Origin of the sequence: Xanthomonas sp. DAR33341, assembly GCF_003992815.1 — a bacterium.
GTDB lineage: Bacteria > Pseudomonadota > Gammaproteobacteria > Xanthomonadales > Xanthomonadaceae > Xanthomonas > Xanthomonas cissicola.
Genome location: NZ_QEYV01000040.1, coordinates 77341 through 100399, shown reverse-complemented (window position 1 = coordinate 100399; position 23059 = coordinate 77341). Strand labels below are relative to the sequence as shown.

Annotated in this window: 33 protein-coding genes; 32 read left to right on the top strand and 1 reads right to left on the bottom strand. The window is 63.1% G+C overall.

Annotation, left to right across the window (positions count from 1 at the left end):
• The 20 genes from EO156_RS21490 to EO156_RS21395 all read left to right on the top strand — a co-directional run.
• On the top strand, positions 1–99 hold a 99-nt coding region (locus tag EO156_RS21490; protein ID WP_164735863.1), incomplete at its 5' end, for a phage holin family protein.
• On the top strand, positions 99–737 hold the full coding sequence (locus EO156_RS21485) for a glycoside hydrolase family 19 protein (RefSeq protein ID WP_029828241.1): 639 nt from the start codon (positions 99–101) through the stop codon (positions 735–737). The genes EO156_RS21490 and EO156_RS21485, both read left to right, overlap by 1 nt.
• Positions 737–1225, top strand: a complete 489-nt coding sequence (locus EO156_RS21480; RefSeq protein ID WP_016851162.1) for a hypothetical protein — start codon at positions 737–739, stop codon at positions 1223–1225. The genes EO156_RS21485 and EO156_RS21480 overlap by 1 nt, the downstream gene beginning before the upstream one ends.
• The gene (locus EO156_RS21475) at positions 1222–1641 is read left to right on the top strand and encodes a phage tail protein (RefSeq protein WP_016851161.1); all 420 of its coding nucleotides are present in this window, start codon (positions 1222–1224) and stop codon (positions 1639–1641) included. The genes EO156_RS21480 and EO156_RS21475 overlap by 4 nt, the downstream gene beginning before the upstream one ends.
• A complete protein-coding gene (locus tag EO156_RS21470; protein ID WP_016851160.1) occupies positions 1629–2078 on the top strand; it encodes a phage virion morphogenesis protein in 450 nt (149 codons plus the stop codon). The genes EO156_RS21475 and EO156_RS21470 overlap by 13 nt, the downstream gene beginning before the upstream one ends.
• Before the next feature lie 181 nt (positions 2079–2259).
• A complete protein-coding gene (locus EO156_RS21465; RefSeq protein ID WP_078585788.1) occupies positions 2260–3798 on the top strand; it encodes an N-acetylmuramoyl-L-alanine amidase in 1539 nt (512 codons plus the stop codon).
• A 95-nt stretch (positions 3799–3893) separates the two neighbouring features.
• Complete coding sequence (locus EO156_RS21460) at positions 3894–4784, top strand: baseplate J/gp47 family protein (protein WP_016851159.1); 891 nt, start codon at positions 3894–3896, stop codon at positions 4782–4784.
• Entirely contained in the window at positions 4777–5319 is a 543-nt protein-coding gene (locus tag EO156_RS21455; RefSeq protein WP_029828239.1) for a phage tail protein I, read from the top strand. The genes EO156_RS21460 and EO156_RS21455 overlap by 8 nt, the downstream gene beginning before the upstream one ends.
• A 12-nt stretch (positions 5320–5331) precedes the next feature.
• The gene (locus tag EO156_RS21450; protein ID WP_016850456.1) at positions 5332–7131 is read left to right on the top strand and encodes a hypothetical protein; all 1800 of its coding nucleotides are present in this window, start codon (positions 5332–5334) and stop codon (positions 7129–7131) included.
• Between the two features lie 73 nt (positions 7132–7204).
• Positions 7205–7498 carry a hypothetical protein gene (locus EO156_RS21445; RefSeq protein WP_016850455.1) on the top strand — a complete coding sequence of 98 codons (294 nt, stop codon included), beginning with the start codon at positions 7205–7207 and terminating at the stop codon, positions 7496–7498.
• Positions 7499–7500: 2 nt separating this feature from the next.
• Positions 7501–8175, top strand: a complete 675-nt coding sequence (locus tag EO156_RS21440; RefSeq protein ID WP_016850454.1) for a hypothetical protein — start codon at positions 7501–7503, stop codon at positions 8173–8175.
• 142 nt (positions 8176–8317) lie between these two features.
• Complete coding sequence (locus tag EO156_RS21435) at positions 8318–8881, top strand: phage baseplate assembly protein V (RefSeq protein ID WP_016850453.1); 564 nt, start codon at positions 8318–8320, stop codon at positions 8879–8881.
• Positions 8878–9237 (top strand): GPW/gp25 family protein, encoded by a 360-nt coding sequence (locus EO156_RS21430; RefSeq protein WP_016850452.1) that lies wholly within the window; start codon positions 8878–8880, stop codon positions 9235–9237. The genes EO156_RS21435 and EO156_RS21430 overlap by 4 nt, the downstream gene beginning before the upstream one ends.
• Positions 9238–9248: 11 nt before the next feature.
• Positions 9249–10415 carry a phage tail sheath protein gene (locus tag EO156_RS21425; protein ID WP_029828235.1) on the top strand — a complete coding sequence of 389 codons (1167 nt, stop codon included), beginning with the start codon at positions 9249–9251 and terminating at the stop codon, positions 10413–10415.
• A 29-nt stretch (positions 10416–10444) separates the two neighbouring features.
• Entirely contained in the window at positions 10445–10954 is a 510-nt protein-coding gene (locus EO156_RS21420) for a phage major tail tube protein (RefSeq protein WP_016850450.1), read from the top strand.
• A 45-nt stretch (positions 10955–10999) separates the two neighbouring features.
• Positions 11000–11302: a phage tail assembly protein gene (locus EO156_RS21415; RefSeq protein ID WP_029828232.1), complete on the top strand. Its 303-nt coding sequence runs from the start codon at positions 11000–11002 to the stop codon at positions 11300–11302.
• A gap of 8 nt (positions 11303–11310) precedes the next feature.
• Positions 11311–11424: a GpE family phage tail protein gene (locus EO156_RS21410; protein ID WP_005922203.1), complete on the top strand. Its 114-nt coding sequence runs from the start codon at positions 11311–11313 to the stop codon at positions 11422–11424.
• Positions 11425–11453: 29 nt separating this feature from the next.
• Positions 11454–14324 carry a phage tail tape measure protein gene (locus tag EO156_RS21405; protein ID WP_029828231.1) on the top strand — a complete coding sequence of 957 codons (2871 nt, stop codon included), beginning with the start codon at positions 11454–11456 and terminating at the stop codon, positions 14322–14324.
• Between the two features lie 12 nt (positions 14325–14336).
• A complete protein-coding gene (locus tag EO156_RS21400; protein ID WP_016851032.1) occupies positions 14337–14738 on the top strand; it encodes a phage tail protein in 402 nt (133 codons plus the stop codon).
• Positions 14735–15721 carry a phage late control D family protein gene (locus EO156_RS21395; RefSeq protein WP_016851031.1) on the top strand — a complete coding sequence of 329 codons (987 nt, stop codon included), beginning with the start codon at positions 14735–14737 and terminating at the stop codon, positions 15719–15721. The genes EO156_RS21400 and EO156_RS21395 overlap by 4 nt, the downstream gene beginning before the upstream one ends.
• A 606-nt stretch (positions 15722–16327) precedes the next feature.
• Here EO156_RS21395 and EO156_RS21385 read toward each other — a convergent pair.
• A complete protein-coding gene (locus EO156_RS21385) occupies positions 16328–16759 on the bottom strand; it encodes a transcriptional regulator (RefSeq protein ID WP_029828228.1) in 432 nt (143 codons plus the stop codon).
• On the opposite strand from EO156_RS21385, the gene EO156_RS24640 reads away from it, so the two are divergent.
• From EO156_RS24640 to EO156_RS21325, 12 genes are all read left to right on the top strand, one after another.
• Positions 16680–17093, top strand: a complete 414-nt coding sequence (locus EO156_RS24640; protein ID WP_313905536.1) for a hypothetical protein — start codon at positions 16680–16682, stop codon at positions 17091–17093. The two genes, EO156_RS21385 and EO156_RS24640, sit on opposite strands and share 80 nt — an antisense overlap.
• Positions 17094–17095: 2 nt before the next feature.
• Positions 17096–17416, top strand: a complete 321-nt coding sequence (locus EO156_RS21375) for an ogr/Delta-like zinc finger family protein (RefSeq protein ID WP_008572766.1) — start codon at positions 17096–17098, stop codon at positions 17414–17416.
• Between the two features lie 10 nt (positions 17417–17426).
• Positions 17427–17705 (top strand): hypothetical protein, encoded by a 279-nt coding sequence (locus EO156_RS21370; RefSeq protein WP_016851009.1) that lies wholly within the window; start codon positions 17427–17429, stop codon positions 17703–17705.
• The gene (locus tag EO156_RS21365; RefSeq protein WP_016851008.1) at positions 17702–17914 is read left to right on the top strand and encodes a hypothetical protein; all 213 of its coding nucleotides are present in this window, start codon (positions 17702–17704) and stop codon (positions 17912–17914) included. Before EO156_RS21370 ends, EO156_RS21365 begins: the two co-directional genes overlap by 4 nt.
• An 8-nt stretch (positions 17915–17922) precedes the next feature.
• Complete coding sequence (locus EO156_RS21360) at positions 17923–20619, top strand: toprim domain-containing protein (protein ID WP_029828224.1); 2697 nt, start codon at positions 17923–17925, stop codon at positions 20617–20619.
• A gap of 320 nt (positions 20620–20939) precedes the next feature.
• Positions 20940–21158 carry a hypothetical protein gene (locus tag EO156_RS21355; protein ID WP_015472861.1) on the top strand — a complete coding sequence of 73 codons (219 nt, stop codon included), beginning with the start codon at positions 20940–20942 and terminating at the stop codon, positions 21156–21158.
• Positions 21155–21442, top strand: a complete 288-nt coding sequence (locus EO156_RS21350) for a hypothetical protein (RefSeq protein ID WP_016849269.1) — start codon at positions 21155–21157, stop codon at positions 21440–21442. The genes EO156_RS21355 and EO156_RS21350 overlap by 4 nt, the downstream gene beginning before the upstream one ends.
• Complete coding sequence (locus EO156_RS21345) at positions 21442–21714, top strand: hypothetical protein (protein WP_016849270.1); 273 nt, start codon at positions 21442–21444, stop codon at positions 21712–21714. The genes EO156_RS21350 and EO156_RS21345 overlap by 1 nt, the downstream gene beginning before the upstream one ends.
• 78 nt (positions 21715–21792) lie before the next feature.
• A complete protein-coding gene (locus EO156_RS21340) occupies positions 21793–22218 on the top strand; it encodes a hypothetical protein (protein ID WP_026007203.1) in 426 nt (141 codons plus the stop codon).
• Positions 22211–22393 (top strand): hypothetical protein, encoded by a 183-nt coding sequence (locus EO156_RS21335; protein WP_014091203.1) that lies wholly within the window; start codon positions 22211–22213, stop codon positions 22391–22393. The genes EO156_RS21340 and EO156_RS21335 overlap by 8 nt, the downstream gene beginning before the upstream one ends.
• Entirely contained in the window at positions 22386–22658 is a 273-nt protein-coding gene (locus EO156_RS21330) for a hypothetical protein (protein ID WP_016851002.1), read from the top strand. The genes EO156_RS21335 and EO156_RS21330 overlap by 8 nt, the downstream gene beginning before the upstream one ends.
• Positions 22655–22879, top strand: coding sequence for a hypothetical protein (locus EO156_RS21325; RefSeq protein WP_016851001.1), 225 nt, complete (start codon positions 22655–22657; stop codon positions 22877–22879). Before EO156_RS21330 ends, EO156_RS21325 begins: the two co-directional genes overlap by 4 nt.
• The last annotated feature ends 180 nt before the right edge of the window (positions 22880–23059 follow it).

Here is a 23059-nt window from a genome sequence, read left to right as displayed (position 1 = left end):
TCGCAAGTCAGTCTCTGGCACCTGGGCACGTTGATCGTGCTGGCGGTGCTCACCTACCGCGCCCAGGGCAATGTGGCGCGCATCCTGAAGGTCGATTGATGTTCACCAATACCCAGCTCGCCTCGATCATGCAGTGCTCGGTCCAACGCGCTCAGCGCTGGCACGGCCCACTGCATGCCGCCGCCAACCGCTTCGGCATCACCACCAAGCGCCGCGCCGCGCACTGGCTCGGCCAGGTCGGTCACGAAAGTCTGAGCCTGTCGCGCATGGAAGAAGGGTTGACCTACACCACCAGCGCCCGGCTGCTGGAGGTGTTTGGCGCACGTGTCACGCCTGCCCAGGCACCCAAGTTCCTGCGCAACCCGGTCGGCCTGGCCAACTTCGTCTACGCCGACCGCCTGGGCAACGGCAACGCCGCCAGCGGCGACGGACACCGCTATCGTGGCCGTGGCCCGATGCAGCACACCTTCCGGGGCAACTACCGCCGCATCGGTGTGCTGATTGGCTTGCCGGTGGAAGATCAGCCAGATCTGCTGCTGCAGATCGAGCCGAGCGCCCTGGGCGCCGCAGCGTATTGGCAGGACAACGGCCTCAACGTGCTGGCCGATGCGGGCGATGTGCTCGGCCTGGGCCGCAAGATCAACCTGGGCAACGTACGCGCCAAGCGCTTGCCGGAAGGCTACAGCGATCGCGTCACGCGCACGCAGCGCGCCCTGCAGATCCTGGGCGTCAACTGATGGTCACGCGCCTGATCATCCTGCTGGCGCTGATCGCAGCGCTCGTTGGCGGCTGTGTGTGGCAGGAGCAGCGCGTCAGCGCCGCGGAGAAAGACCGCGATGCCGCGCTGCAGGCAAAGCGCCAGGCCGAGGCGGAACGCGACAGCGCCAAAGGCTCCACCACTGTCGTGACGCAATACGTCGACCGCGTGCAGATCGTGCGCGAAGCCGGCGCCACCATCACCCGCGAGGTCCCGATCTATGTCACCCAGAAAGCAGACGCTGCTTGCGTTATCCCTGCTGGCTTTGTGCGGCTGCACGACGCCGCCGCCACGGGCAACCCTGCCGGGCCGCCCGCCGGAGATCCTGATGCGCCGGCCGCCGGCATTACGCTCTCTGCCATCGCCGGTACCGTCGCCGACAACTACACCAGCTGCCACGCCACCGCCGCGCAGCTGAACGCGCTGCAGGACTGGATCGATCTGCACGCACAGGAGTCGGAGCCATGATCAAGCCCGCCAGCCTGCGCGCGCATCTGGTCGCCGCCTTGCCGGACCTGGCGCGTGACGCCGACCGGCTGCTGGTGTTCATTGATGCCGGCAGCCTGGTCAGCACGTTCCAGCCGGGGCTCTCGTTCGAGTACCAGTACACGCTCAACCTGATCTTGACCGACTACGCCGGCCACCCGGACAGCGTGATGCTGCCGCTACTGGAATGGGTGCAGGTCAATCAGTCCGAGCTGCTGTCCAATACATCGCGCCGTGGCGAGATTGCCTTCGAGGCCGATATCCTTGCCAACGATGCGGTGGACCTGTCGATCAAGTTGCCGCTGACCGAACGCGTGGTCGTGACCGCGAAGGACGGTGGCGGCTATGACATCACCCATGCACCCGAGCCGGCGATCGATCCGACATGGATGAGCTGATCGCAATGGAGAACTGGGCCGCGCCGTTGCTGGCCCGCCTGCAGCCGGGCGAATGCCGCACGCTGGCCAGGAAGATCGGAACGGAGCTGAGGCGCTCGCAGAGCCAGCGTATCGGTAAGCAGCAGGCGCCCGATGGCTCGACTTACGCACCACGCAAGCAGCAGCTGCGGCAAAAGGCCGGACGCGTCAAACGCGCAAAGATGTTTGCCAAGCTGCGCCAGGCCAAACACTTCAAGGTCAGCGCTAACCCCAACTCTGTGAGCGTTGGATTCGTGGGGCGCGTGTCGCGCATTGCCCGGGTGCATCAAGAAGGGCTGGCTGAGCGAGTGCGGCCCGGCGGCCCCAGGACCCGTTATGAAAAACGCGTGCTGCTAGGCCTTTCCGCTGAGGATCGACACATCGTACGCAATCAACTCCTGAATCACTTCGGAGAGTGAAGCAGCCAAGTCAGAAGCATGACAGCCCGTGCGAGATACGCGAGCGAAGATGACCATGCTCACACTAAAAGCGTCGGGTTTTTGACGCAGGAATGGAATGCGGGTAGTTTGCCCTTGGGGAGGCAACGGAATGCTGCAGCGACCCGGGGCTTTCCCATCCCCCGAAATCATGGAGTGATTTATGAAGCGTTTCTTTCATGGCAAGTCAGTAAGGCTGCTCCCCGAACTTCGCTACGCGTGTGCAGCTGTCGCGATATCAGCAGCCCTGACAATTGGCTCGCCGGTGCTCGCAAGCCCTGCGACCCCTAGCATGGCAAGCCTGACTACTCAACAAAAGGCAGACCTCAGTAAGATGCTGACGGCTGAACTTCAGCAGGTGGTCAACAAGCAAAAGAGGCTTCCAGGACAGAAAGTGCAGCCGATTGCCGTGCGACTTGATAGTCAGACCTCAGCTGTGATGATTGAGATGGGCCGCGATTTCATCCCGAAGGGCGACAAGTACATCTCAGGAGATGTGGAAGAACAGCTTCATCAACTCGAATTAGTGGCGTTCCAGATAGTGGGCGATTCCTTCGTCGTCGAAGGCATCACCTTTACCTTCGGCGGCGTGCCTGGGGACAAATTGTTCGCACCTACGGAATGGAAACCCAAACACCTGAGAAATAAAACAAGCGTAAACCCTTCTGCTGCTGCGGATAGCCCAGTGGTTGTCTCTGCTGGACACGGTCGAACCAAGGTAACCGGCGGATGGGGATGGCAGCGACCTGCAATGAACGGCTGGCATGAGGATGTCGACAACCCAACGCTAGCAACGAAGCTCGCGGAATTCCTTCGCACACGAGGCGCGGAAACGGTCGTATTCCCCCGATCCACATCATCAACCATAGAAGGGCAAACCAAGCTCCCGTGGTGGCAGCTTGCTGCCAAATACCATTTGGCACGGATTTTACCGGCAGAGACAGACATCTGGAACAGCACTTCAGTCACCTCAGAGAAGGACAAGGATATTCTCTCTCGTCCGAGATATGCACGCCACCTCAATGCAAAAGCGATCATAAGCTTGCACACTGATGCGACAGACGACACAACGGTAAGGGGAACCAGAGTCATTTACCAAACTGGCAGAGCAGCGAGCCAAGCTTTGGCGACAGCGATATCCTGTTCGATGAAAGAAATTATCAACGCTACTCCTGGTTATGAAACCTGGCGGGTCAACAATCCGACGGCGGGAAACTATGGAGAGAATAGAGAGGCTGTTGAGGTTCCAGCGACTCTTATTGAGGTTGGATTTCACTCAAATGTAGAGGATGCAGCAGCGTTCGTTGATCCTGTATTTCAGGATGCTGCAATGAAAGGCGTAGAAAAGGGCTACAGAGTAAACAGCAAAGGTAAGACCTGCACCCCACAGAAGATCTCTGTTGCTAACGCCTCGGCCGTGGTCAATGGCCCCAAGATTCAGATCGTAACTAATTTCGTTGGAAATCCTCAATTCCCCCTTTCCTTCGAACGTAAATTTACTACTTGCCCAACCGGCTGGACGTGTCCTCCTCGCACGGCCACTTATGCAACAGAGCAAGCCTCTCCATTGAAAGATGAGTGGTACTGCACTGGATCAAGCAGCACGAAGACAACGGCGTTTGAGATGCTTACAACGATCATTGATGCAGATGGGGTAAAGACAGAGGGCAAGAGCACCTTCACCTGCAAGGCTTCTGCATAGACCTGATAGGTCTGTAGCGTGTTTTTTTACGTATAGCACAGCTATGTCATGCCGCTCCAAGTGCGAACAATAGATCGTTCGCACTTGGAGTTTGCATGGCATCGTTTACTGCTGTCGACCTGTCCAAGCTACAGGCGCCAGATCTCATCGAAGTGCTGGACTTCGAGAAGATCTTCACCGAGGCACTTGCTCAGTTTCGCCGGCTGCTTCCAGAATTCTCAGCTATCACAGAAGCTGACCCGGTTTACAAGATCCTGCAGCTGTTCGCGGCCCGCGAGCTGCTGATCCGTCAGCGCGCCAACGACAAGGCGCAGCAGACCATGCTGGCCTTCGCGACCGGCACCAACCTCGACCACCTGGGCGCATTGTTTGGCGTCGCTCGCCTAGTGCTTAACCCCGGCCAACCTGATAACGGGATTACGCCGACCTACGAGTCGGACGTGGACTTCCGCCGACGCATCCAGCTGGCACCGGAGGGCTTCAGCGTTGCCGGCCCCGAGGGCGCGTACATCTATCACGCGCTCAGCGCGGCGGCCGATGTCATGGACGCCAGCGCCACCAGCCCCGCGCCTGGGCAAGTGCTTGTCACCGTGCAATCGCGCACCGGCGATGGTACCGCGCCGCAGGAACTGCTGGATGAAGTGGCCGCCGTCCTCACCGATGCCGACGTGCGCCCGTTGACCGACGAGGTAGCTGTCCAGAGCGCCGAGATCGTCCTGTACGCCATTCGTGGGCGCGTCTACACCTACGCTGGCCCCGACTCGGCGGTGGTCATGCGCGAGGCGATGCGCAGCCTTATGGCCTATCTCGCCGAGGCCCACCGCATCGGCCGCGACGTCCCCGAGTCCGCCATCAAGGCCAAGTTGTTTGTCGATGGCGTGCAGCGTGTTGAACTGGACTCGCCTGCAGCCGACATCCGGATCAGCCGCACGCAGGCCGCTTACTGCATCGCGATCGACATCGTGCACGCCGGCATCGATGAGTAGCCCTCTGCCGCCCAACGCCACGCCGATGGAGCGCGCCCTGGCGGCCGTCACCGCTCGCCTAGAAGCGATCCCGCTTCCGTACCCGGATCTGTGGAATCCGGACACATGCCCGGCCGGTCATCTGCCTTGGCTGGCCTGGACGCTATCGGTGGACGACTGGAAAGCCGACTGGAGCGATGCGGTCAAGCGCTCGCGCCTGCGTAGCGCCATGGCGATCCAGCGGCGCAAGGGCACTGCCAACAGCGTCCGCATGGTGGTCGAGTCGTTTGGCGGCGCTGTGGCCATCCGCGAGTGGTGGCAGACCGAGCCGCGCGGCCGGCCGCATACCTTCGAGCTCACGCTCACGCTGACCGGCACCGACGGCCAAACCGCCACCTCTCGCTTCGTCAATGAAGTCATTGCCGAAGTCGAGCGCACCAAGCCTGTCCGTTCCCACTTCACTTTCACCCAGGGATTCCAAGCAGAAGCCCGCATCGGCGTACTCGCCGTTGCGCGGCCAGCCGTCTATCGGCGGTTGCTGATGGACGCCCAGTAACTGGACACCGACATGCCCGGTCTCAAGCTCCAAGTCACCACCGCTGGCCGTGCCGCGCTGGTCAATGCTCCCAACACCGGCACCAATGCGGTGCTGATCAGCCATGTTGGCATCGCGAACGCGCCGTTTAGCGCCTCGGCCGCGTTGACCGCGTTACCTGGCGAAATCAAACGGGTTGCTGCAGTCGGCGGGACCATTACCGCCGACGACACCATCCACGTGTCCATCCGCGATGAGTCCGATGCCGTCTATGACTGCTACGGGTTCGGCCTGTACCTGTCCAACGGCACATTGTTCGCCGTTTACAGCCAGCCGGCGCTTCTACTGGGCAAGGCGGCCGCAGCCATGATGCTGCTCGCTCTCGATGCGGTGTTTGCTGACATCGACGTACAGCAAATCACATTCGGCGGCACCAACTTCACCGATCCGGCCGCCACGACTGAGGTCGCCGGGATCGTTGAGCTAGCGACAGAAGAAGAAGCCACTGAGGGTACCGACAAAATCCGTGTCATCACCGCATGGCTGTTGAAGAAGATCTTGGACGCACGGCTGGGTGCCGGTGCGCCATCTACGTTCATTCGTGGACTGCTGGGCGTAACAAGCGCCGCGCTGCTGCGCACCGCACTCGAATTGAAGGGCGCAGCCCTCAAGGACGAAGGTGCCGGCAACAATTTGGATGCCGACAAGCTCGATGGGCAGCATGGCGCTTACTACCGCGCGTGGGAGAACTTGACCGGCATCCCTACCACCGCGAGCACGTGGCCAACCTGGGAACAAGTTGGCAATAAGCCGCAAACCTTCACGCCTGCGGACCACTCACACGCCAACTACGTGGCTAAGTCAGGGGACACGATGACCGGACAGCTCACCGTCACGCGTTTGGGGATCAACATCAGCGGCGGCGCACAGGGGGCGTTTGACGCCGTCGTTTCTAGCGCCGGCCGCGTGCTCATGCGTGACTACGGTAACGGCACACCAGTGTTGGATTTCGTCAATACGGCGAATAACGCTTGGGTCGCGGGCCGTATTCGAACAGGCGCTAACCCGCTCTACCTCGAAACCACTCAAATCGCGGTCTCGGGGGCGGGCTCCTTTGCCGGATCGGTGCAAGCAGATAGTTTAGGCTCCGCATCGGGCTATTTCATCAGCAAAAGTAACCTCACTGTCCTCGGGGCCGAGGGCGGGGCGAGCATCTGTCTTCGTCCCAATGGCGCTTTCAACTCCACCGCAGAAGCAGTACTGAACACGGCAGGCACCCTATCACTGCGCTCGACCGTGAGCCAACCAGGCTACGGCGTCAACAGCTTTGCGTGCCTAAGCTCAGGCAGCTTTGGCGGTGGTTTTGGGCTGATCGATGGTGGTTACAACATCGGCTTTTGGAGCGAGAACGGTCATCTGCGTATCGGCATGGCGACTAACAACGGAGCCTTGCAGCAGCGCATGGGGTTGACTACCTCCGGCGCACTATCGGCCGTCGGGGGCTTTGACTTCGGCTCGTCTCGCAAGCTCAAAAACATCATTGGCGCGTTGCCCTATGGCTTGGCCGAGGTGGAACAAGTCACCACACTGCTTGGGCGCTACAAAGAACAGTACAACCCGGATGGACGGGTGCGCCTGTTCTTCGATGCAGAGCAGCTGCTGGAACTCATGCCCGAAACAGTGGACGCGCAGGGCGTGAGCTTTGACGGTGAACTGGTGCCATCGGTCCACATCGATCAGCTCCTGCCGATCGCATTTAACGCCATCAAACAACTGTCCACCGCCGTTCGGCGGCTGCAGGCAGACCTCGCTGACCTCCGACCCATCCACTGATTCATAGGCTTACCCCATGACCAATTCTCGAATTCGCACACTCGCACCAGGCGTTGACGTTGAGCGCATTGCGGTGGAGTCCCATTTCTTCTACGACCCGTTGACCGGCGTGGCAAACGTCGTTTTCCAAGGGATGGAGTTTCTGCTGCTCGATGGTGCTGTCAACAAGATGCTGGACGGCCGGGAGCCGCTTACCACCACCTCAGATGCCATCGCGACCCGCACATTTGCTGCTGGCCTCTCCGATCCTGTGACCGGCCAAGATCTGTCCAATGTCAGCGCCGCCGGCGTGGTCGTGTATCTGAAGGCCGTCTATGACCGCCTCCACAACGAGGCAGCTGCGGTCCAGCCACCGGCGGCCGCCTAGTCATGGCAACGGGCTACCGCTCAGGTGCAGGACTCGACTTCGACGATGTCTTTGACCTCTACGTGCAAGGCGATATTGGCGGCGTATCGGGCTACCGCTCCAGCGACGGCAACGATTTGCACCGCCGGTATGCGCCCTTGGCGTTTGGCAGCAGAGCGTCGGACGTCGGCTACCGCGACAATGCCGGTTCGGATCTCAGCAACCGTTGGGCGAGGAAGGGAAGCGCCGTCTATTCACTCTCCAACAACGGCGTCCGCTACTACGCGAGCAGCCAGGCACTCACGTCCGAAGGCGGTAGCCAGACGGCAAGCGTTTCGTTCTCTATTCGGGCAAATGGCACCTGGGCGATTGGCCTCTCTGGAAAAGCGGTGGGCGGCTCGCCAATCTCCGGAACTTGGCTACCCAACGGGCAACCGGCGAGCAACTATTCTGTGCAGCTAGATTTTGCCGTGTCCTGGCTGCGTGGCAACCGCAATGGATCGTCCTCCAACACGGCTGCGAACTACTCTGCGATGACCGGCGATTACAGTTGCAGCATCACGTCCACAGCGCTGTCAGGGTCTGGCAACGAGTGCTATGGAGAAGGCAAGCTGACGATTCGGATCCGCAACAATGCCACTGGCTATGTTTCTACCACTGCCATTTCCCTCGTCGCTGAAGCAGTAGGCTTCGCCTGACGCTTGGTCCAGCGCATACTGGATCGCAGAGTGCGGCGCGTGCCTTCGCTTGATTGGATGCACCCGACCGCGATCCGTGTAGGTACGCGTTGTACGCATCAATTCGAGTGCGCCACAGCACGCAGCCGCTGACCATGGCTGCATGGGCACCGCATCCTCCGCACTGAGTAACGCCATTCGCCTCGGCACTGTGGCCGAGGTGAATCTCGCCACGGCGCGATGCCGCGTGCAGGTCGGCGAGATGCTGACCGACTATCTGCCCTGGGTGGTCACGCTAGCCGGCACCACCATCGTTTGGTCGGCGCCGGCAATCGGCGAACAGGTCGTCGTGCTGTCGCCGGTCGGCGACCTGGCCGATGGCATGGTGCTACGCGGGCTGTATTCCGACCAATTCGCAGCGCCTGCCGCCTCCGACACACTGCACGTGTTGCGCTTTGCCGATGGCGCGCAGCTGCAGTACGACACCGACGCGCACGCACTGCAGGCCACGTTGCCCAGCGGCGGCACCGCCACGATCACCGCCGATGGCGGCATCACCCTCAACGGTCCGCTGACGGTCAACGGCAACACGCAGATCAACGGCGACGCCGGCATCACCGGCACGGCCACGGTCGACACGGACGTACTCGGCGGCGGGATCAGCCTCAAGAACCACAAGACTACCGGCGTGACTGCCGGCAGCGCTCTCAGTGGTGGCCCGCAGTGATCGGCGTCGATGCCTCTACCGGGCGCGTGATCGAGGGCGAGCAGCATCTGGCGCAGTCGATCGTCTGCATCCTCACCACACCCATCGGCACGCGCGAGCAGCGCCGCGACTTCGGCTCGCTGCTGCCCGAACTGATCGACCAGCCGTTCAACGGCGCCACCCGCACGCTGCTCTACGGCGCCACCGCCACCGCATTGATGCGCTGGGAACCTCGCCTGCGCCTGACCCACGTCGACCTGGTGCTCGGTGATGCGCCTGGCAGCTTCGTACTGACCATCGAAGGCGAACGCACCGACGTTGCCCCCGCCAATGCGCGCTCGCGCATGACCATCCCGCTCCGCTTCCGCTCGTCCTGATCGAGGAACCTATGTCCACTGCCTACCACCACGGCGTCCGCGTCATCGAAGTCAGCGCGGGCACGCGCACAATTCGCACCGTCTCCACTGCTGTCGTCGGCCTGGTCGCCACGGCATCCGACGCGGATGAGAAAGTCTTCCCACTGAACAAGGCGGTGCTGATCACCGATGTGCTCGGTGCGATCGCCAGCGCTGGCATCCAGGGCACCTTGCGCGCCACGCTGCAGGGCATCGCCGACCAGACCAACCCGGTCACCATCGTCGTACGTGTGGCCGAGGACGCGGATGCGGCCAAGACCACCAGCAACGTCATTGGCGAGGTCAAGTCCAGCGGCTACACCGGTCTGTATGCCTTGCTCGCCGCACAGGCACAGCTTGGCGTGCGCCCGCGCATCCTGGGCGCGCCGGGGCTGGACACACTGGAGGTGGCAAAGGCGCTGGCGACCATCGCCAAAAAGCTGCGCGCCATGGCATATGTGCGCCCTGTCGCCGATAACGTGGCCGATGCCATTACCTACCGCGGGCAGTTCGGCGATCGCGAGCTGATGATGATCTGGCCGGACTTCCTGGCCTTCGATACCGCCAGCAGCACCATGAAGGCGGCGTATGCCACCGCACGTGCGCTCGGCCTGCGCGCAAAGATCGACACTGAGCAGGGCTGGCACAAGAGTCTGTCCAACGTGCCGGTGGCGGGCGTCACCGGCATCTCCAAGGACGTGCACTGGGATCTTCAGGATCCGGCGACCGATGCGGGCGTGCTAAATGAGGGCGACATCACCACGTTGGTCACGTTCAACGGCCAGCGCTTCTGGGGATCGCGCACGTGCGCGGAAGACACGATGTTCGCCTTCGAGACGGCCACGCGCACCGCGCAGATCCTGGCGGACACCATCGCCGAGGGTGTGGCGTTCTACGTCGACAAGCCGATGCATCCCTCGCTGATCAAAGACCTGATCGAAACGATCAACGCCAAGTTCCGCGACCTGAAGGCGTCGGGCTATCTGATCGATGCCAACGCCTGGTACGACGGCACCGTCAACAGCGCAACCACGCTGGCCGATGGCGCGCTGCGCATCGACTACGACTACACCCCGGTACCGCCGCTGGAGAACCTGCAGCTCTACCAGAAGATCACCACCAGCTACCTGGCCGACTTCGCCGAACGCGTCAACGCATAACGCACCCGCCTTAGATACCGGAGAACCCCATGGCGTTGCCCAAGAAACTCAAAGCGCTCAACCTGTTCAACGACGGTGAGAGCTATCTCGGCCAAGTGGTCGAAGTGAAGCTGCCTACGCTGTCCCGCAAGATGGAGGAATACCGCGGCGGCGGCATGAATGGCCCGGTCGATATCGACTTCGGGCAGGAGAAGATCGAGCTCGAATGGAAGTGCGGCGGCCTGATGCGTGGTGTGCTGAACCAGTACGGCGCCACCACCCACAACGCCGTGCAGCTGCGCTTTGCCGGCGCCTACCAGCGCGATGACACCGCCGAGGTGGATGCGGTGGAAGTGGTCGTGCGCGGCCGCCACAGCGAGATCGACCCGGGCACCGGCAAGTCCGGCGATGACACCGAGTTTTCGGTCAAGACCTCGGCCAGCTATTACAAGCTGAGCATCAACGGCGCCACTGTGATCGAGATCGATTTCGTGAACATGACCGAGATCGTCAACGGCGTGGATCTGCTCGCCGCCCAACGCCGCGCCATTGGCGCCTGACCCTTCCGGCCTGGCGCCGCCAGGCCTTCGCCCTGAGACCTTTCGATGACCCCGACCTTTTCCCCAGCCATTTCCCTCGACCAGCCGATCACGCGCGGCGAACAGACCATCACCGACCTCAAGGTGCGCAAGCCTGGTGCGGGTGAGCTGCGCGGCCTCAAGCTCACCGACGTGCTGCAGCTGGATGTCACCGCGCTGGCGACGCTGCTGCCGCGAATCTCTTCGCCCACGCTGACCACCGCCGACGTCAATGCGATGGATCCGGCCGACCTGCTGGCGGTCGGCCAGGAGGTGCAGGTTTTTTTCTTGCCGAAGGCACAGAGGGAAGCGAACTTCCCGACTGCGTAGAGGATGCGATGGCCGACATCGCGGCCATTTTCCACTGGCCGCCGTCTGAAATGGACGGCTGGTCGCTGCACGAACTCACGGCGTGGCGCGAGCGTGCCCGCCTGCGAAGCGGAGCCGAATGATGCCCCACCCAACGCACCAGGCCGCCTAAATGGCGGCCTCCGACAATCTGCGCCTGCAGGTCATCCTGGCCGCCGTCGATCGCGCCACCGGCCCGTTCAAACGCGTGCTCAGTGGTAGCCGTGGCGTTGCCACCGCACTGCGCAACCAGCGCGATGCGCTGCGTCAGCTCAACAGCCAGCACCGCGATATCGGCGCCTACCGCGAACAGGTGGCGATGGCACAGCGTGCCAAGGTTGCGCTCGATGCGCAGCGGCAATCGGTGCGCACGCTTGCCCAACAGATCAAGGCCACCGGCACGCCCACCGCTGCCATGAATGCCGAATTCGAGCGCGCCGTGCGCACCGCACGCGAACTCAAGACCACGCACGGTGCGCAGGAGGCCGGCCTGCAGCGCCTGCGTGGTCGGCTCGAGACGGCCGGGATCAGTACGCGCGAGCTGGTCACGCATGAGCGCCGTTTGCGCAGCGAGATCGAGAGCACCAACACCGCGATGCGCGCACAGCAGCAGCGCCTGGTGGCGATCGACGCGGCACAGCGTCGCAGCGCCCGGATCCAAAGCGCCGGTCTGCAGGCGAGCGCCTACGGCGCCGGCATGGCCTTCGCCGGCCAGCGTGCTTTGGGCGCGTCTGTGCTGCCGATCAGCGATGCGATGGAATTCGAGTCAGCCATGGCCGATGTGCGCAAAGTCGTGGACTTCAAGACGCCGCAGCAGTTCGCGCAGATGGGCCGCGATGTCGAGAACCTCTCCATGCGCCTGCCCATGCTGCCGGCCGAGATTGCCAAGATCGTGGCGGCTGCCGGCCAGGCCGCCATCCCGCGCCAGGAGCTGGTCCGCTTTGCCGAGGACGCGGCCAAGATGGGCGTGGCCTTCGACAGCAGCGCCGAGGAAGCCGGCCAGACCATGGCCACCTGGCGCACCGCTTTCCGAATGGGCCAGGACGAGGTCGTCGTGTTGGCCGACAAGATCAACTATCTCGGCAACACTGGACCTGCCAGCGTCAACAAGATCAGCGCGGTGGTGAACCGCATTGGTGCCCTGGGCGAGGTCGCCGGCCTGCAGAGCGGGCCACTGGCAGCGCTGGGTACCACTGTCGCTGGCATGGGCATCGAGTCGGAAGTCTCGGCCACCGGCATCAAGAACATGCTGCTCACTCTGGCCTCGGGCGAGTCGGCCACCAAGAGCCAGCGCGAGGCCTTCGACAAGCTGGGCATCAAGGCCACGACCATGGCCCAGGTCATGCAGAAGGACGCCGGCGGGGCGATCATGTCGGTGCTGCAGAAGCTGCGCGCACTGCCCAAGGCCGAGCAGGCCGCGACCATGACGCAGCTGTTCGGCCGCGAGTCGATCGGTGCGATCGCGCCGCTGCTGACCAATCTGGAACTGCTGCAGGGCAACTTCGCCAAGGTCGCCGATGCGCAGCGCTACGGCGGCTCGATGTCGGCTGAGTACGCATCGCGAGTGGCCACCTCGGCCAACTCGCTGCAGCTGCTGAAAAACACCGCTGTGGTGGTGTCACAGTCGATCGGCCAGGTGCTGCTACCGCAGTTCAAGGAACTGACCGAGCGCACGGCTGCGGTAGTCGGCCAGGTCACGACGTGGATCCGCGCAAATCCGGTGCTGGTGGGTGCGATCGCCAAGACGGCGATCGTCGGCGCCGCGCTGGTCACGATCCTGGGCGGCCTGCTGGTCGCCGGGGGCGTGGCCGCGATGGCGTTTTCGCAGATCCACGGTGCCGTGGCGCTGCTGTCGGGCGGTGGCGGCTTCGGTGCGCTGCTGCGGCAGGGGCTGGCGTTCGGCGGCCGCGTGCTGCCCATGCTCGCCAATGGCGCGCGCCTGCTGCTACCGCTGCTCGGCGGCGTCAGCCTGCCGGTGCTGGCGATCGCTGCGGCCGTTGCGGCGGTCGCGCTGCTGGTGTGGAAGTACTGGGGGCCGATCAAGGCCTTCGCCATCGGCGTGTGGCAGGGCATCGTCGATGTCGCCGCGCCGGTGCTGGCCGAACTGCAGGCCGCACTCGCGCCGCTTGGGCCCGTGTGGGACACCGTGGCTGCGGCGATGGGCCAGGCTTGGGCGTGGGTGAAGCAGCTGCTGACGCCGTTCGAGGCCACCACGGAGCAGTTGCACGGCGCAACTGACGCCGGTCGCGGCTTTGGGCAGATCCTGGGCGCGGTGCTGGTCGCCCAGCTTCAGTTGGCAGTCAAGGCGATCGGCTGGCTGGTGCAGGCGTTCGTGGTCGTGTTGCCGGTGATCAAGCAGATCCTCGGCGGCGTGTGGCAAACCGTCCAGGGCACGTGGTCGCTCATCGTGGGCGTGTTCACCGGCAACGGCGATCGAATCCGCCAAGGGCTGCTGCAGCTGTGGGCCGGCATCAACCTGCAGCTGGCCAACTGGCCGGCCCGAATGCTGCAGGCCGGCGCGGACATGATCAGCGGCCTTGTCCAGGGCATCCGCTCCAAGCTCGGCGCCGCTGCCAATGCGATCGCCAGCGTCGGCACGGGTGTGGTCGATCGCTTCAAGGGCCTGCTGGGCATCCATAGCCCCTCGCGCGTGTTTGCACAGCTGGGCGACTTCACCATGCAGGGCCTCACCGTGGGCCTGCAGCGCGGCCAGGGCGCGCCTGTGCAGGCCATCACGGGGCTCGGCAACCGGATGCGGGCGATGGGGGCCGGACTGGCCTTGGCGACGGCTACGGCGCCGGTGGCGGCGATCGACAGCCGGGCGCCGCTGTCGGCGCCTGTGCGCGCAGCCAGCGCCCCTGCAGGCGGCAACAACTACGTCATTCACGTCCATGCCGCACCTGGCATGGACGCCAACGCACTGGCGCGCGAAGTCGCCCGCCAGATCGAAGACCGCGAACGGCGAACGATGGCCACCCGCCGCTCCAGCCTACGCGACGACTGAGGATCCGCCCCGATGATGATGTCTTACGGCACGTTCGTGTTTTCCCTCGACAGCGCCGCCTTCTTGCAGTTGCAGCGGCAGATGAGTTGGCGCCACGCCACCAGCGAGCGCGTCGGCGCGCGGCCGGCCAGCCAATTCCTCGGACCAGGCGATGACAGCATCGACATATCTGGTCTGATTGCTCCCGAACTCACTGGCACCCGCGCGTCGCTGGACACCTTGCGCGAACTTGCCGCAGATGGTGAGCCGCTACCGTTGGTCGATGGCGCAGGTGTGGTCTACGGGCCGTATCTGCTGCTGTCGATCAACGAGACAGCCTCGCTGTTCTTCGAGGACGGTACGCCGCGACGGATCGAGTTCCAACTGAGCCTGCGGCGTGCAGACGACTTCACCCCGGAGGCAGCTTCCGCATGAGCTACCCGACTCCGCAGTGGCGCGTGGTGCTCGATGGCATCGATCTCACCGAGCGCATCGCGCCGCGCCTGCGCGATCTCACCCTCACCGAATGCCGAGGTGGCGAAGCCGATCTACTAGACCTGAGTATCCACGACCACGACAGCAAGATGGCGCTGCCCAGACGCGGGGTGCGCCTAGCCGTTGCGCTGGGCTGGAAAGCCACGGGCCTGGTCGACAAAGGCACCTTCATCGTGGACGAGGTGGAGTACAGCGGTGCGCCGGACATCATCACCGTGCGCGCGCGCAGTGCGGATCTGACTGCAGATATGCGCACGCGCCGCGAACGCAGCTGGCACAACACCACGCTAGGCGCCGTGCTCAACGCGCTCGCCGGCGAGCATGGACTGACGCCGCGCGTGGCCGAGGCGCTGGCGCGCACCAAGCTGCCCCATCTCGACCAGGCCAACGAGAGCGATATGAATCTGCTCACCCGCCTGGGGCAGCGCTTCGATGCGGTAGCAACAGTGAAGGCAGGTGCTTTGGTTTTTGCGCCGATCGGCGCCGGCACCACCGCGACCGGCAAACCGCTGCCGACCGTCACCCTGACGCGGCGCGACGGCGACCAGCACCGCTACTCGGTGGCCGACCGCGATGCCTACACCGGCGTGCGCGCGTACTGGGTAGACAAAGGCAAGGCGCGGCGGCAGTCGGTGCTGGTGGGCACGGACGACAACGCCAAGCGCCTGCAAGAGTCGTATGCCGATGAGGCGACGGCACGCCAGCATGCACACGCTGAGCTGGAGCGGGTGAAGCGTGGCGTAGCGAAACTCGACTACACGCTGGCGATCGGCCGGGCGGATCTGTTCCCAGAACACATCGTCACGGTGAGCGGCTTCAAACCGGAGATTGATGGGCAACGTTGGTTGATTGCAAAGACCAACCACACGGTGAGCGGCTCCAGCGGCTTTAGCACGGCACTCGAACTGGAAGCCACGCCGTAAGCGCTCACGCCACGCTGCTTACCCGGCAGCGGCATCCCGTGAGTGACACACCAACAGCGAACCATTGCTCAGCACTCGATAGAGTCCCAGCTCACCTTCGGCATATGCGACAGCTTGTGCATACGTGCCATACCCTGAACTGGGCAACTGGTGCCGATGCAAGGTAAGGCCACCACTTTTTGATACCAGGATTTCCGGAAAGAACATGGCTCCGGACGCGGTGGCGTGCGCAGTCATTATGTAATCGCCAATCTGTCGAATCATTCAGGCATCCATGCGTAGTTGCTTCAATAGTTCGCGAATTCTAAGGTAGCGCACGCTCCCTCGCACCGGCGAATTCCTTACGCTATTTGTAGGGATTCCCTGATGGCTGACCGGATGTGGCTCGCGTAGTTTGTATCGTGGATGTCAGGTCATCTCGCGCTGCCAGGACGGCGGCGACTGGATCGCAAGGAGCTACGCGCCGACACCTTTAAAGCCGCCGGCACCACCGGCGGCTTTTTTTGTGCACACGATCTCGAATGCTTTCCTAGCTGCTAAACGTCAGCCAGCCGCTGCCGATAGCGCTCTCTTTTGCGAGGACCAGCTGTCCTATTTGGACGTTGATCACGATTTCTTTTTTTTGCGTCCGCCCACGTTGATCTGCATGTATCTCTGATCGATCGCGCCCGTCGTATTGAGCATTTGAGATACGTGGCTGTCGTCGTTGAACGTCACGACAGGCGCAACGCTCTCAGCAGAACCGCTTGCCGATCCAAGATTGGACAGCATTGCGGCGCGCACCTCATGCGATGCGGCACGAAACGCAGCCACCAACTCAGCCTCAGACGGGTCCAATTCCACCCGCTGTTCCAGAAGCACATACATGATATCCACGCCGCGAGCATGCGCGGCCAATAGGTAGGCTCCACCTGGCATGTTCTGGTCTTTTTCGAAGTAAAGCTGTGCCCACTTCGAAATGCCACAAGCGTCGGCCATCTCCTGCTGCGTAAGGCGCAGGCGCTTCCGTTCTTCCTTCAGGCGTTTCCCTACAGTCACTCAGGTTTTTCCTCATATTGACAAAATTGGTGTTAACACCAACAATTTCCAAAACCGCAGACGACCGCAACCGATGCCCCGCAACGTGCAAGCTCAGCAGCAGTTCCATCCCCGAAGCCCAGCACAAGCGCGGGAATGGTTGGTGTCCAACGGCATCACGGTCTCCGGATTCGCCCGGCAACTTGGGGTGAATCGCACGGTTATCGACGACCTACTCCGTGGGCGCTCGCAAGGCAAATACGGCGACGCGCACACGGCTGCAATCGCTCTTGGCCTCAAAGCACCGCCAGATTATGCCGCAAAAGTCCAAACTTCCAAGCGCTCTAGGGGGTGAGCATGTTCGGTCGGAAAAAGATCGTTTTTCGCTGCGAGGCATGCAGTGCAAGGCTCATCAAACGCACCAGCGTCCTTGCACATAAGTTCCTGCGGCACGACTCATATGTCTGTGAAAACCCCATGTGTGGCGCGACCTACACGGGCCATTCGGAGTTGACGGGAATTGCCAGCCCCAGCGGCGTACCCACCGCACATAGCGAGCTTCCACCAACACCTGCCTATCAGCGCGCCCAAGCGTTGCAGGCCTACCGCGAGTCGCTGGGCGATCGCCAGTTGGACTTGATCCCCATGGGCGGCGAGCCGTTCTTCCCTCACCTCTGAGGTAACCCGAATGCGAAAGACCATTGATTGGGCGGCACTGCCGCCCACGGCGAAGCTTTGCCTGGAAGTTGCGCGCATCCACGGCGGCCTGGTGAAGACCGAGCACGGCTACATCGGCCGCACTGCCGCACCTGACACAGATCAGCGCTTCGGCGCGGTTGTGGTTGCCGCGCTCATGCGTGATGGGCTTGCCACCTCTGACGCCTTCGACGATCGCCTGGTCGTGCTGACCGATGCCGCCACCGCTTTATTCGATTTCCAACACACAAACACCGAGGTCGGTTCGTGAGGCATGCCAACAGCTGGTTCACCGCACAGGAGCCGCGATTCGTGGATGCGGCCAGCAATGTGCCGCAGCGCGTCGCGCCGCACGCCAAGCACGAAGAGGCACGCCTGCTCGCTGCCGCCGTTGACGAACACCGCCGCGCCGGCGGTGCTTACGTCGTGATCGAAGCCGCCACATCTCCGCACGCGCCTCGGCGCCAGCTCGGCGTCTAAGGAAGGTCATGCAAGAGGATCTGCGGCAACAGGTGCTGTCCCGGCTGGAACGGGATTACGGACTCAAGCACCGGAGCGGTACCGAGTACATGCGCGGTGGCAAATGCCCGTCATGCAGCAAGAAGGAGCTGTACACCAACCATCTCAAACCTTGGGTAGTGAAGTGCGGCCGCCAATCCAAGTGTGGGCGCGAGCTGCACGTCAAGGATCTGTACGACGACCTGTTCGACGACTGGTCCAAGCGCTTCCAGCCAACGGCGGCGGCTCCCAATGCTGCGGCCGATGCCTACCTGCAGTTCTCCCGTGGCTTTGACCTGGCTCCGCTGAAAGGTCTCTACGCCCAGGACAGCCATTACGATCGCAAGATCAGCGCCGGCACCGCGACGGTACGTTTCCCGCTGGTCAAGGGCGGCTGGTGGGAACGCCTAATCGATCGGCCTCACCGCTTCGGCAAGCAGAAAGCGCGCTTTGCGCCAGGCCAGAGCTATGCGGGCGTCTGGTGGGCTCCGCCTGCCGCGCTCAAAGCCATGCAGACGGTGCGCGAGGTATGGATCGTCGAGGGCATCTTTGATGCGATCGCACTCCTACAGCACGGCATGTGCGCAGTGGCGGCCATGTCCTCCAACGCTTTTCCGGAAGAGTCGCTACGCGAGCTGGCAAGGGCACGCATGGCCGACCTTCCGACGCTCGTGTGGGCGCTAGACAACGAGCCGGGTGCCCGTGCGTACACGCACAAGCACATCAAGCGCGCAGCGGCGCTGGGCTTCGACTCGCGGGCCGCGCAGATCGTCCAGCGCGACGGCAAGAAGACCGACTGGAACGACCTGCATCTGCGCGCTATCGCGTCCGATGATCCCAAGCAATGGGACAACGACGTCAACGAAGCCCGCTACCAGGGCGACCTGCTTGTGGCTCGCTCGGCTGTGGACAAAGGCCTGCTGATGTTCGAACACGACGGCCGCAACGACTTCTGGCTGGACTACCGCTCTCGCCTGTACTGGTTCGACTTCGATACGCAGCGCTTCGACAAGCTGCGCAAGGAAAAGCTGGGCGACATCGATGCGGACGACGGCGACGAGGTTGCGGCCGAGGATCTGAAAAAGATCAAGCGCGCCGCGTGCTCCGTGCAGAAGATCGCCAACTGCTACCCGGAAGCCCTGTATTTCCAGCGCCAAGAGGTCACCGACGAAAGCTGGTACTACTTCCGCGTCGATTTCCCGCACGACGGCCCCAGCGTAAAGGGCACCTTTACAGGTGGTCACGTCGCCAGCGCTTCCGAGTTCAAGAAGCGCCTGATCTCCCTGGCCGCCGGCGCCATGTTCACCGGTACCGGCCACCAGCTGGACCGCCTGATCGAAGAGCAGACCGAGGCAATCAAGACAGTCGACGCGATCGACTTCGTGGGCTACAGCAAGGAACACCGCGCCTACCTGCTCGGCGATATGGCCGTGCGCGACGGCGAGCTGGTGACGGCCAACGAAGAGGACTACTTCGAGTTCGACAAGCTGCGCTTGAAGACCACGCAGAAGTCCATCCGTCTGGAGATCCAACGCGATGCCGAGGCGTTCCGTGTGGATTGGCTGCCGTGGCTGTGGCAGTGCTTCGGCACCCACGGCATGGTCGCCATGACGTTCTGGTTTGGCTCGTTGTTCGCCGAGCAGATCCGCACCGGCCACAAGAGCTTCCCATTCCTCGAAGCCACCGGTGAAGCCGGCGCCGGCAAGACCACGCTGCTGACGTTCCTGTGGAAGCTACTGGGCCGATCCGACTACGAGGGCTTCGACCCGGCCAAGTCGTCCAAGGCCGGCCGTGCACGCGCCATGGGCCAGGTGTCCGGCATGCCCGTGGTCCTGCTGGAAGCCGATCGCAGCGAGCCAGACAAGGCGCATTCAAAGACGTTTGAGTGGGATGAGCTGAAGGACTTCTTCGGCGGCGGCACGCTGGCAACACGCGGCGTGCGCAATGGCGGCAACGAGACCTACGAGCCGCCCTTTCGCGGCACGATCGTCATCACCCAGAACGCTGCAGTGGACGCCAGCGAGGCGATCCTCACGCGCATCGTCAAGCTGCATTTCAAGCGGCCCCAGGTCACCACCGAAAGCCGCATCGCGGCCGACAATCTCAACGCGCTGCAGGTCGAAGAAGTCAGCCACTTCCTCGTGCGTGCCATTCGCCAGGAGCGCGCCATCCTCGATCTGTTCGCCGAGCGGGTGAAGGTGTTTGAGGCCAAGCTGCGCGCGCAGCAGGATCTGCGCCTTGAACGCGTCATCAAGAACCACGCGCAGATGCTGGCGCTGTTCGACTGCCTGCGCCTGGTCATCAGCATCCCTGACGACATGGTCGAGCAGACGCGGCTCGCGTTGTTGGACATGGCCCTGGAACGACAGAAGGCGATCAGCGCCGACCACGCGATGGTCAACGAGTTCTGGGAGGTCTACGAATACCTCGAAGCCACCGGCCACGGTAAGGCCGTCGTCAACCATAGCCGCGACGCGCAGCGCATCGCGATCAACCTCAATCACTTCGCTGCGCGGGCCGCGCAGTTCAGTCAGTCCGTGCCCGATCTCAAGGTGCTGCGTGCGCTGCTCGGTGACTCGCGCCGGCACAAGTTCATCGGGGCGAACGTGGCCGTCAACAGCGCCGTCCTCAAGGACGATCTGACCGGCGTCGGCACCACCGTGAAGTGCTGGGTGTTCGCCAAATGAGCACGCTTTCTCATGTTGGAAATTTTAGGAAATTTTCGTTGACTTCTACCTGGCAGCGGAGCAACCATTACCGCGTCGCCGCACAATCGGCGACCGGGTTTAGCAGCCCGACTAGGAGGCGCACCAGCGCCTATCGATCGATGCAAGGCGCTTTTTTTATGCCCGCTGTATCGTCGTGGGCACGTGCCAGCCAGTTCTATGGCGGGCGGTGTGCGGAGGCCTTCGGGCCTGCCGGTGACTCCTACCGGTCTGCTAACCGCGCACCGTCCGCCACCTCGTTTAGCAGCGATGTGCCGGACTCCAACAACTTAGGAGCCTGCATGTCTTACGATGCCCAAGAAGCGCCGGCAAATGCCGCGCGTCAGATCGCCCATTACTTCGGCCTGATCGCCGACACCCTCGACTGGAACCACACCGCCTGGCTCGCCCTGCAGGCGAAGCTGCAGGCCATGGGCAAAGCGCCCGAGGCGCTGACCTTGGCCGATGTCGAGGCCGCCATTTCCAGCATCAATGCCGACCTGGCCGAGGTGCGCCAGTGAGCCGCCGCGACCTGCACAAAGCACTCCGCGTGGCTCCCGGCGTCTACCTGCTCCTGCAGATCCGGGCGACCGACGTGCTGGCCGAACTGTACGCCGACGGTCTGCATGATCGCGCGCCGGTCATGTTCGCCTGCAGCGCAATTAAAGACGCACGCGAGTTGTTCCCCGTCGACGATGGCACCGGCCTGGTCATCGGCTCGTTGCACGTGGTCATGCCGGAAGCCGAGGCCGCCGCGCTTCAGGAATGGGTCATCGAGCGCATGCCTGCATCGGAGGTGGCGTGATGGACGCCGCTCACCCGAACCCACAGCTGCCAGAGGACGCTGACTTCTCGATCAGTGAAGAAGATCAGTCCCGCCTTTGGCTCGCCTACCACGCGACCACATTGCTCGCAGCGCTGACCAACGATATCGCGATCGAGGCAGGCATCAATCACGACGGACCGGCGGCAGTGGCCGAGTACATCCGCCACGAACTGCTTGATGTCCTCAGCAGCGCGCAACGTCTGCGTGTGCCTGACCCCAGCATTCCGCCATCTGGCGCCGACCTGATCTAACCCCGCACCAGCGGGCCGGCGGGCGGTGCTGTAACACCGCCCCAAGGCCCTCCACCAACGCAACTCAGGAGAGTCGATATGCAACAGCACACTGGAACACGTCCAGCCACGGCAGCACGTCCGTTGGCTTTGAGCACCGGACCCGGCCCGGAGGCTACCACGCCGGCCGTCGCCGCCTACGACCGCAGCATGGGCGACTGCTCAGCGACCATCACCATGCACGTCACGCATGGTGCGGTCGTAGTCACCGCAACCCTGAACATGGGACCGCTACGCGAGGCTCGCCAAACGTGGGAGCGGCGGCGTGGCACCGGCACCGGCTGGAAACTCATCGACGGGCCTCGCCTGTGGACGACGGTGGAAGACCGCATCAGCACTGAGTTGGCCGAGTTCATGGACGGCCTAGATTTCCCTTTTGACCTGGCCAACATGCTGCCGCGCAGGCCGACTGCAGCTGCTGCAGCTGCGGTCGCGCAAGCCGCGCGGGAGGTGGCGCATGGTTGAGTTGCTCGCGCTTGTGGTGGTCCTGGCGCCGGCGGCCGGTGGCGCGCTGGTCTACAAGTTGTGGACGACGCGCCGTCCGCGCCTGACACAAACCGGCCTGGCCGTCGGACAGGTACCGCAGCGCCTTCGTCGCCGCACCCGCATGGCTGTGCGGCGGGAGGCTGCTCATGGCTGAGTCGGTCATTCTTCTCGGTCCGCAGGGCAGCTGCAAATCGCTCAACGCCGAGGCTCTGTGTCAAAAGCTCGGCCTGCAGGAGTTCATCGAGCTGGACGATCTGTTGTTCGCGTTCCGCGCTGATCGCCTGGAGTCTTCCGGGCAGCTGATCCTGACCTGCAACGAGCAGCAGGCCCGCACCTGGTCGGTACGCTGGGGCTTGCGCCTCATGCGTGTCGAGGAAGCACGTGCCCAGCTCGGCGACGCGTGGAGGACGCAGCCATGAACCTGCAGCGCACAATCGAGATTGCGCGCGCCGCAGCGCGTTTGGGAGAGCCTGGCCCCTTGTCCACCGGGGAGTCGCTCACAGCCGCTCTGGTGCTGAATCGCCACGACTGGCTGGCCGAAATGGGCTACACCATCGCCCAGGCGTTGGACCGGATCGACTCCGACACCGCGCAGCATCTGCGGGATGCCGAGCGCGCGTTGGGCCAGGAGGGGCTATGACGCAACGTCAGGTCAACCACGATAGTCCTTTGCCACCCTGCACGAACGGGCACTTGGCTCGCCATATGCTCGATGCCCGCCGCCCCGAGGCAGGCGGTGGGCACTTCATCGAGTGTGTGTGTGGGCGCACACAAAAGCACCCCAGCTTCGAGTTGGCCATGACCGAATGGCGGCGTGCGC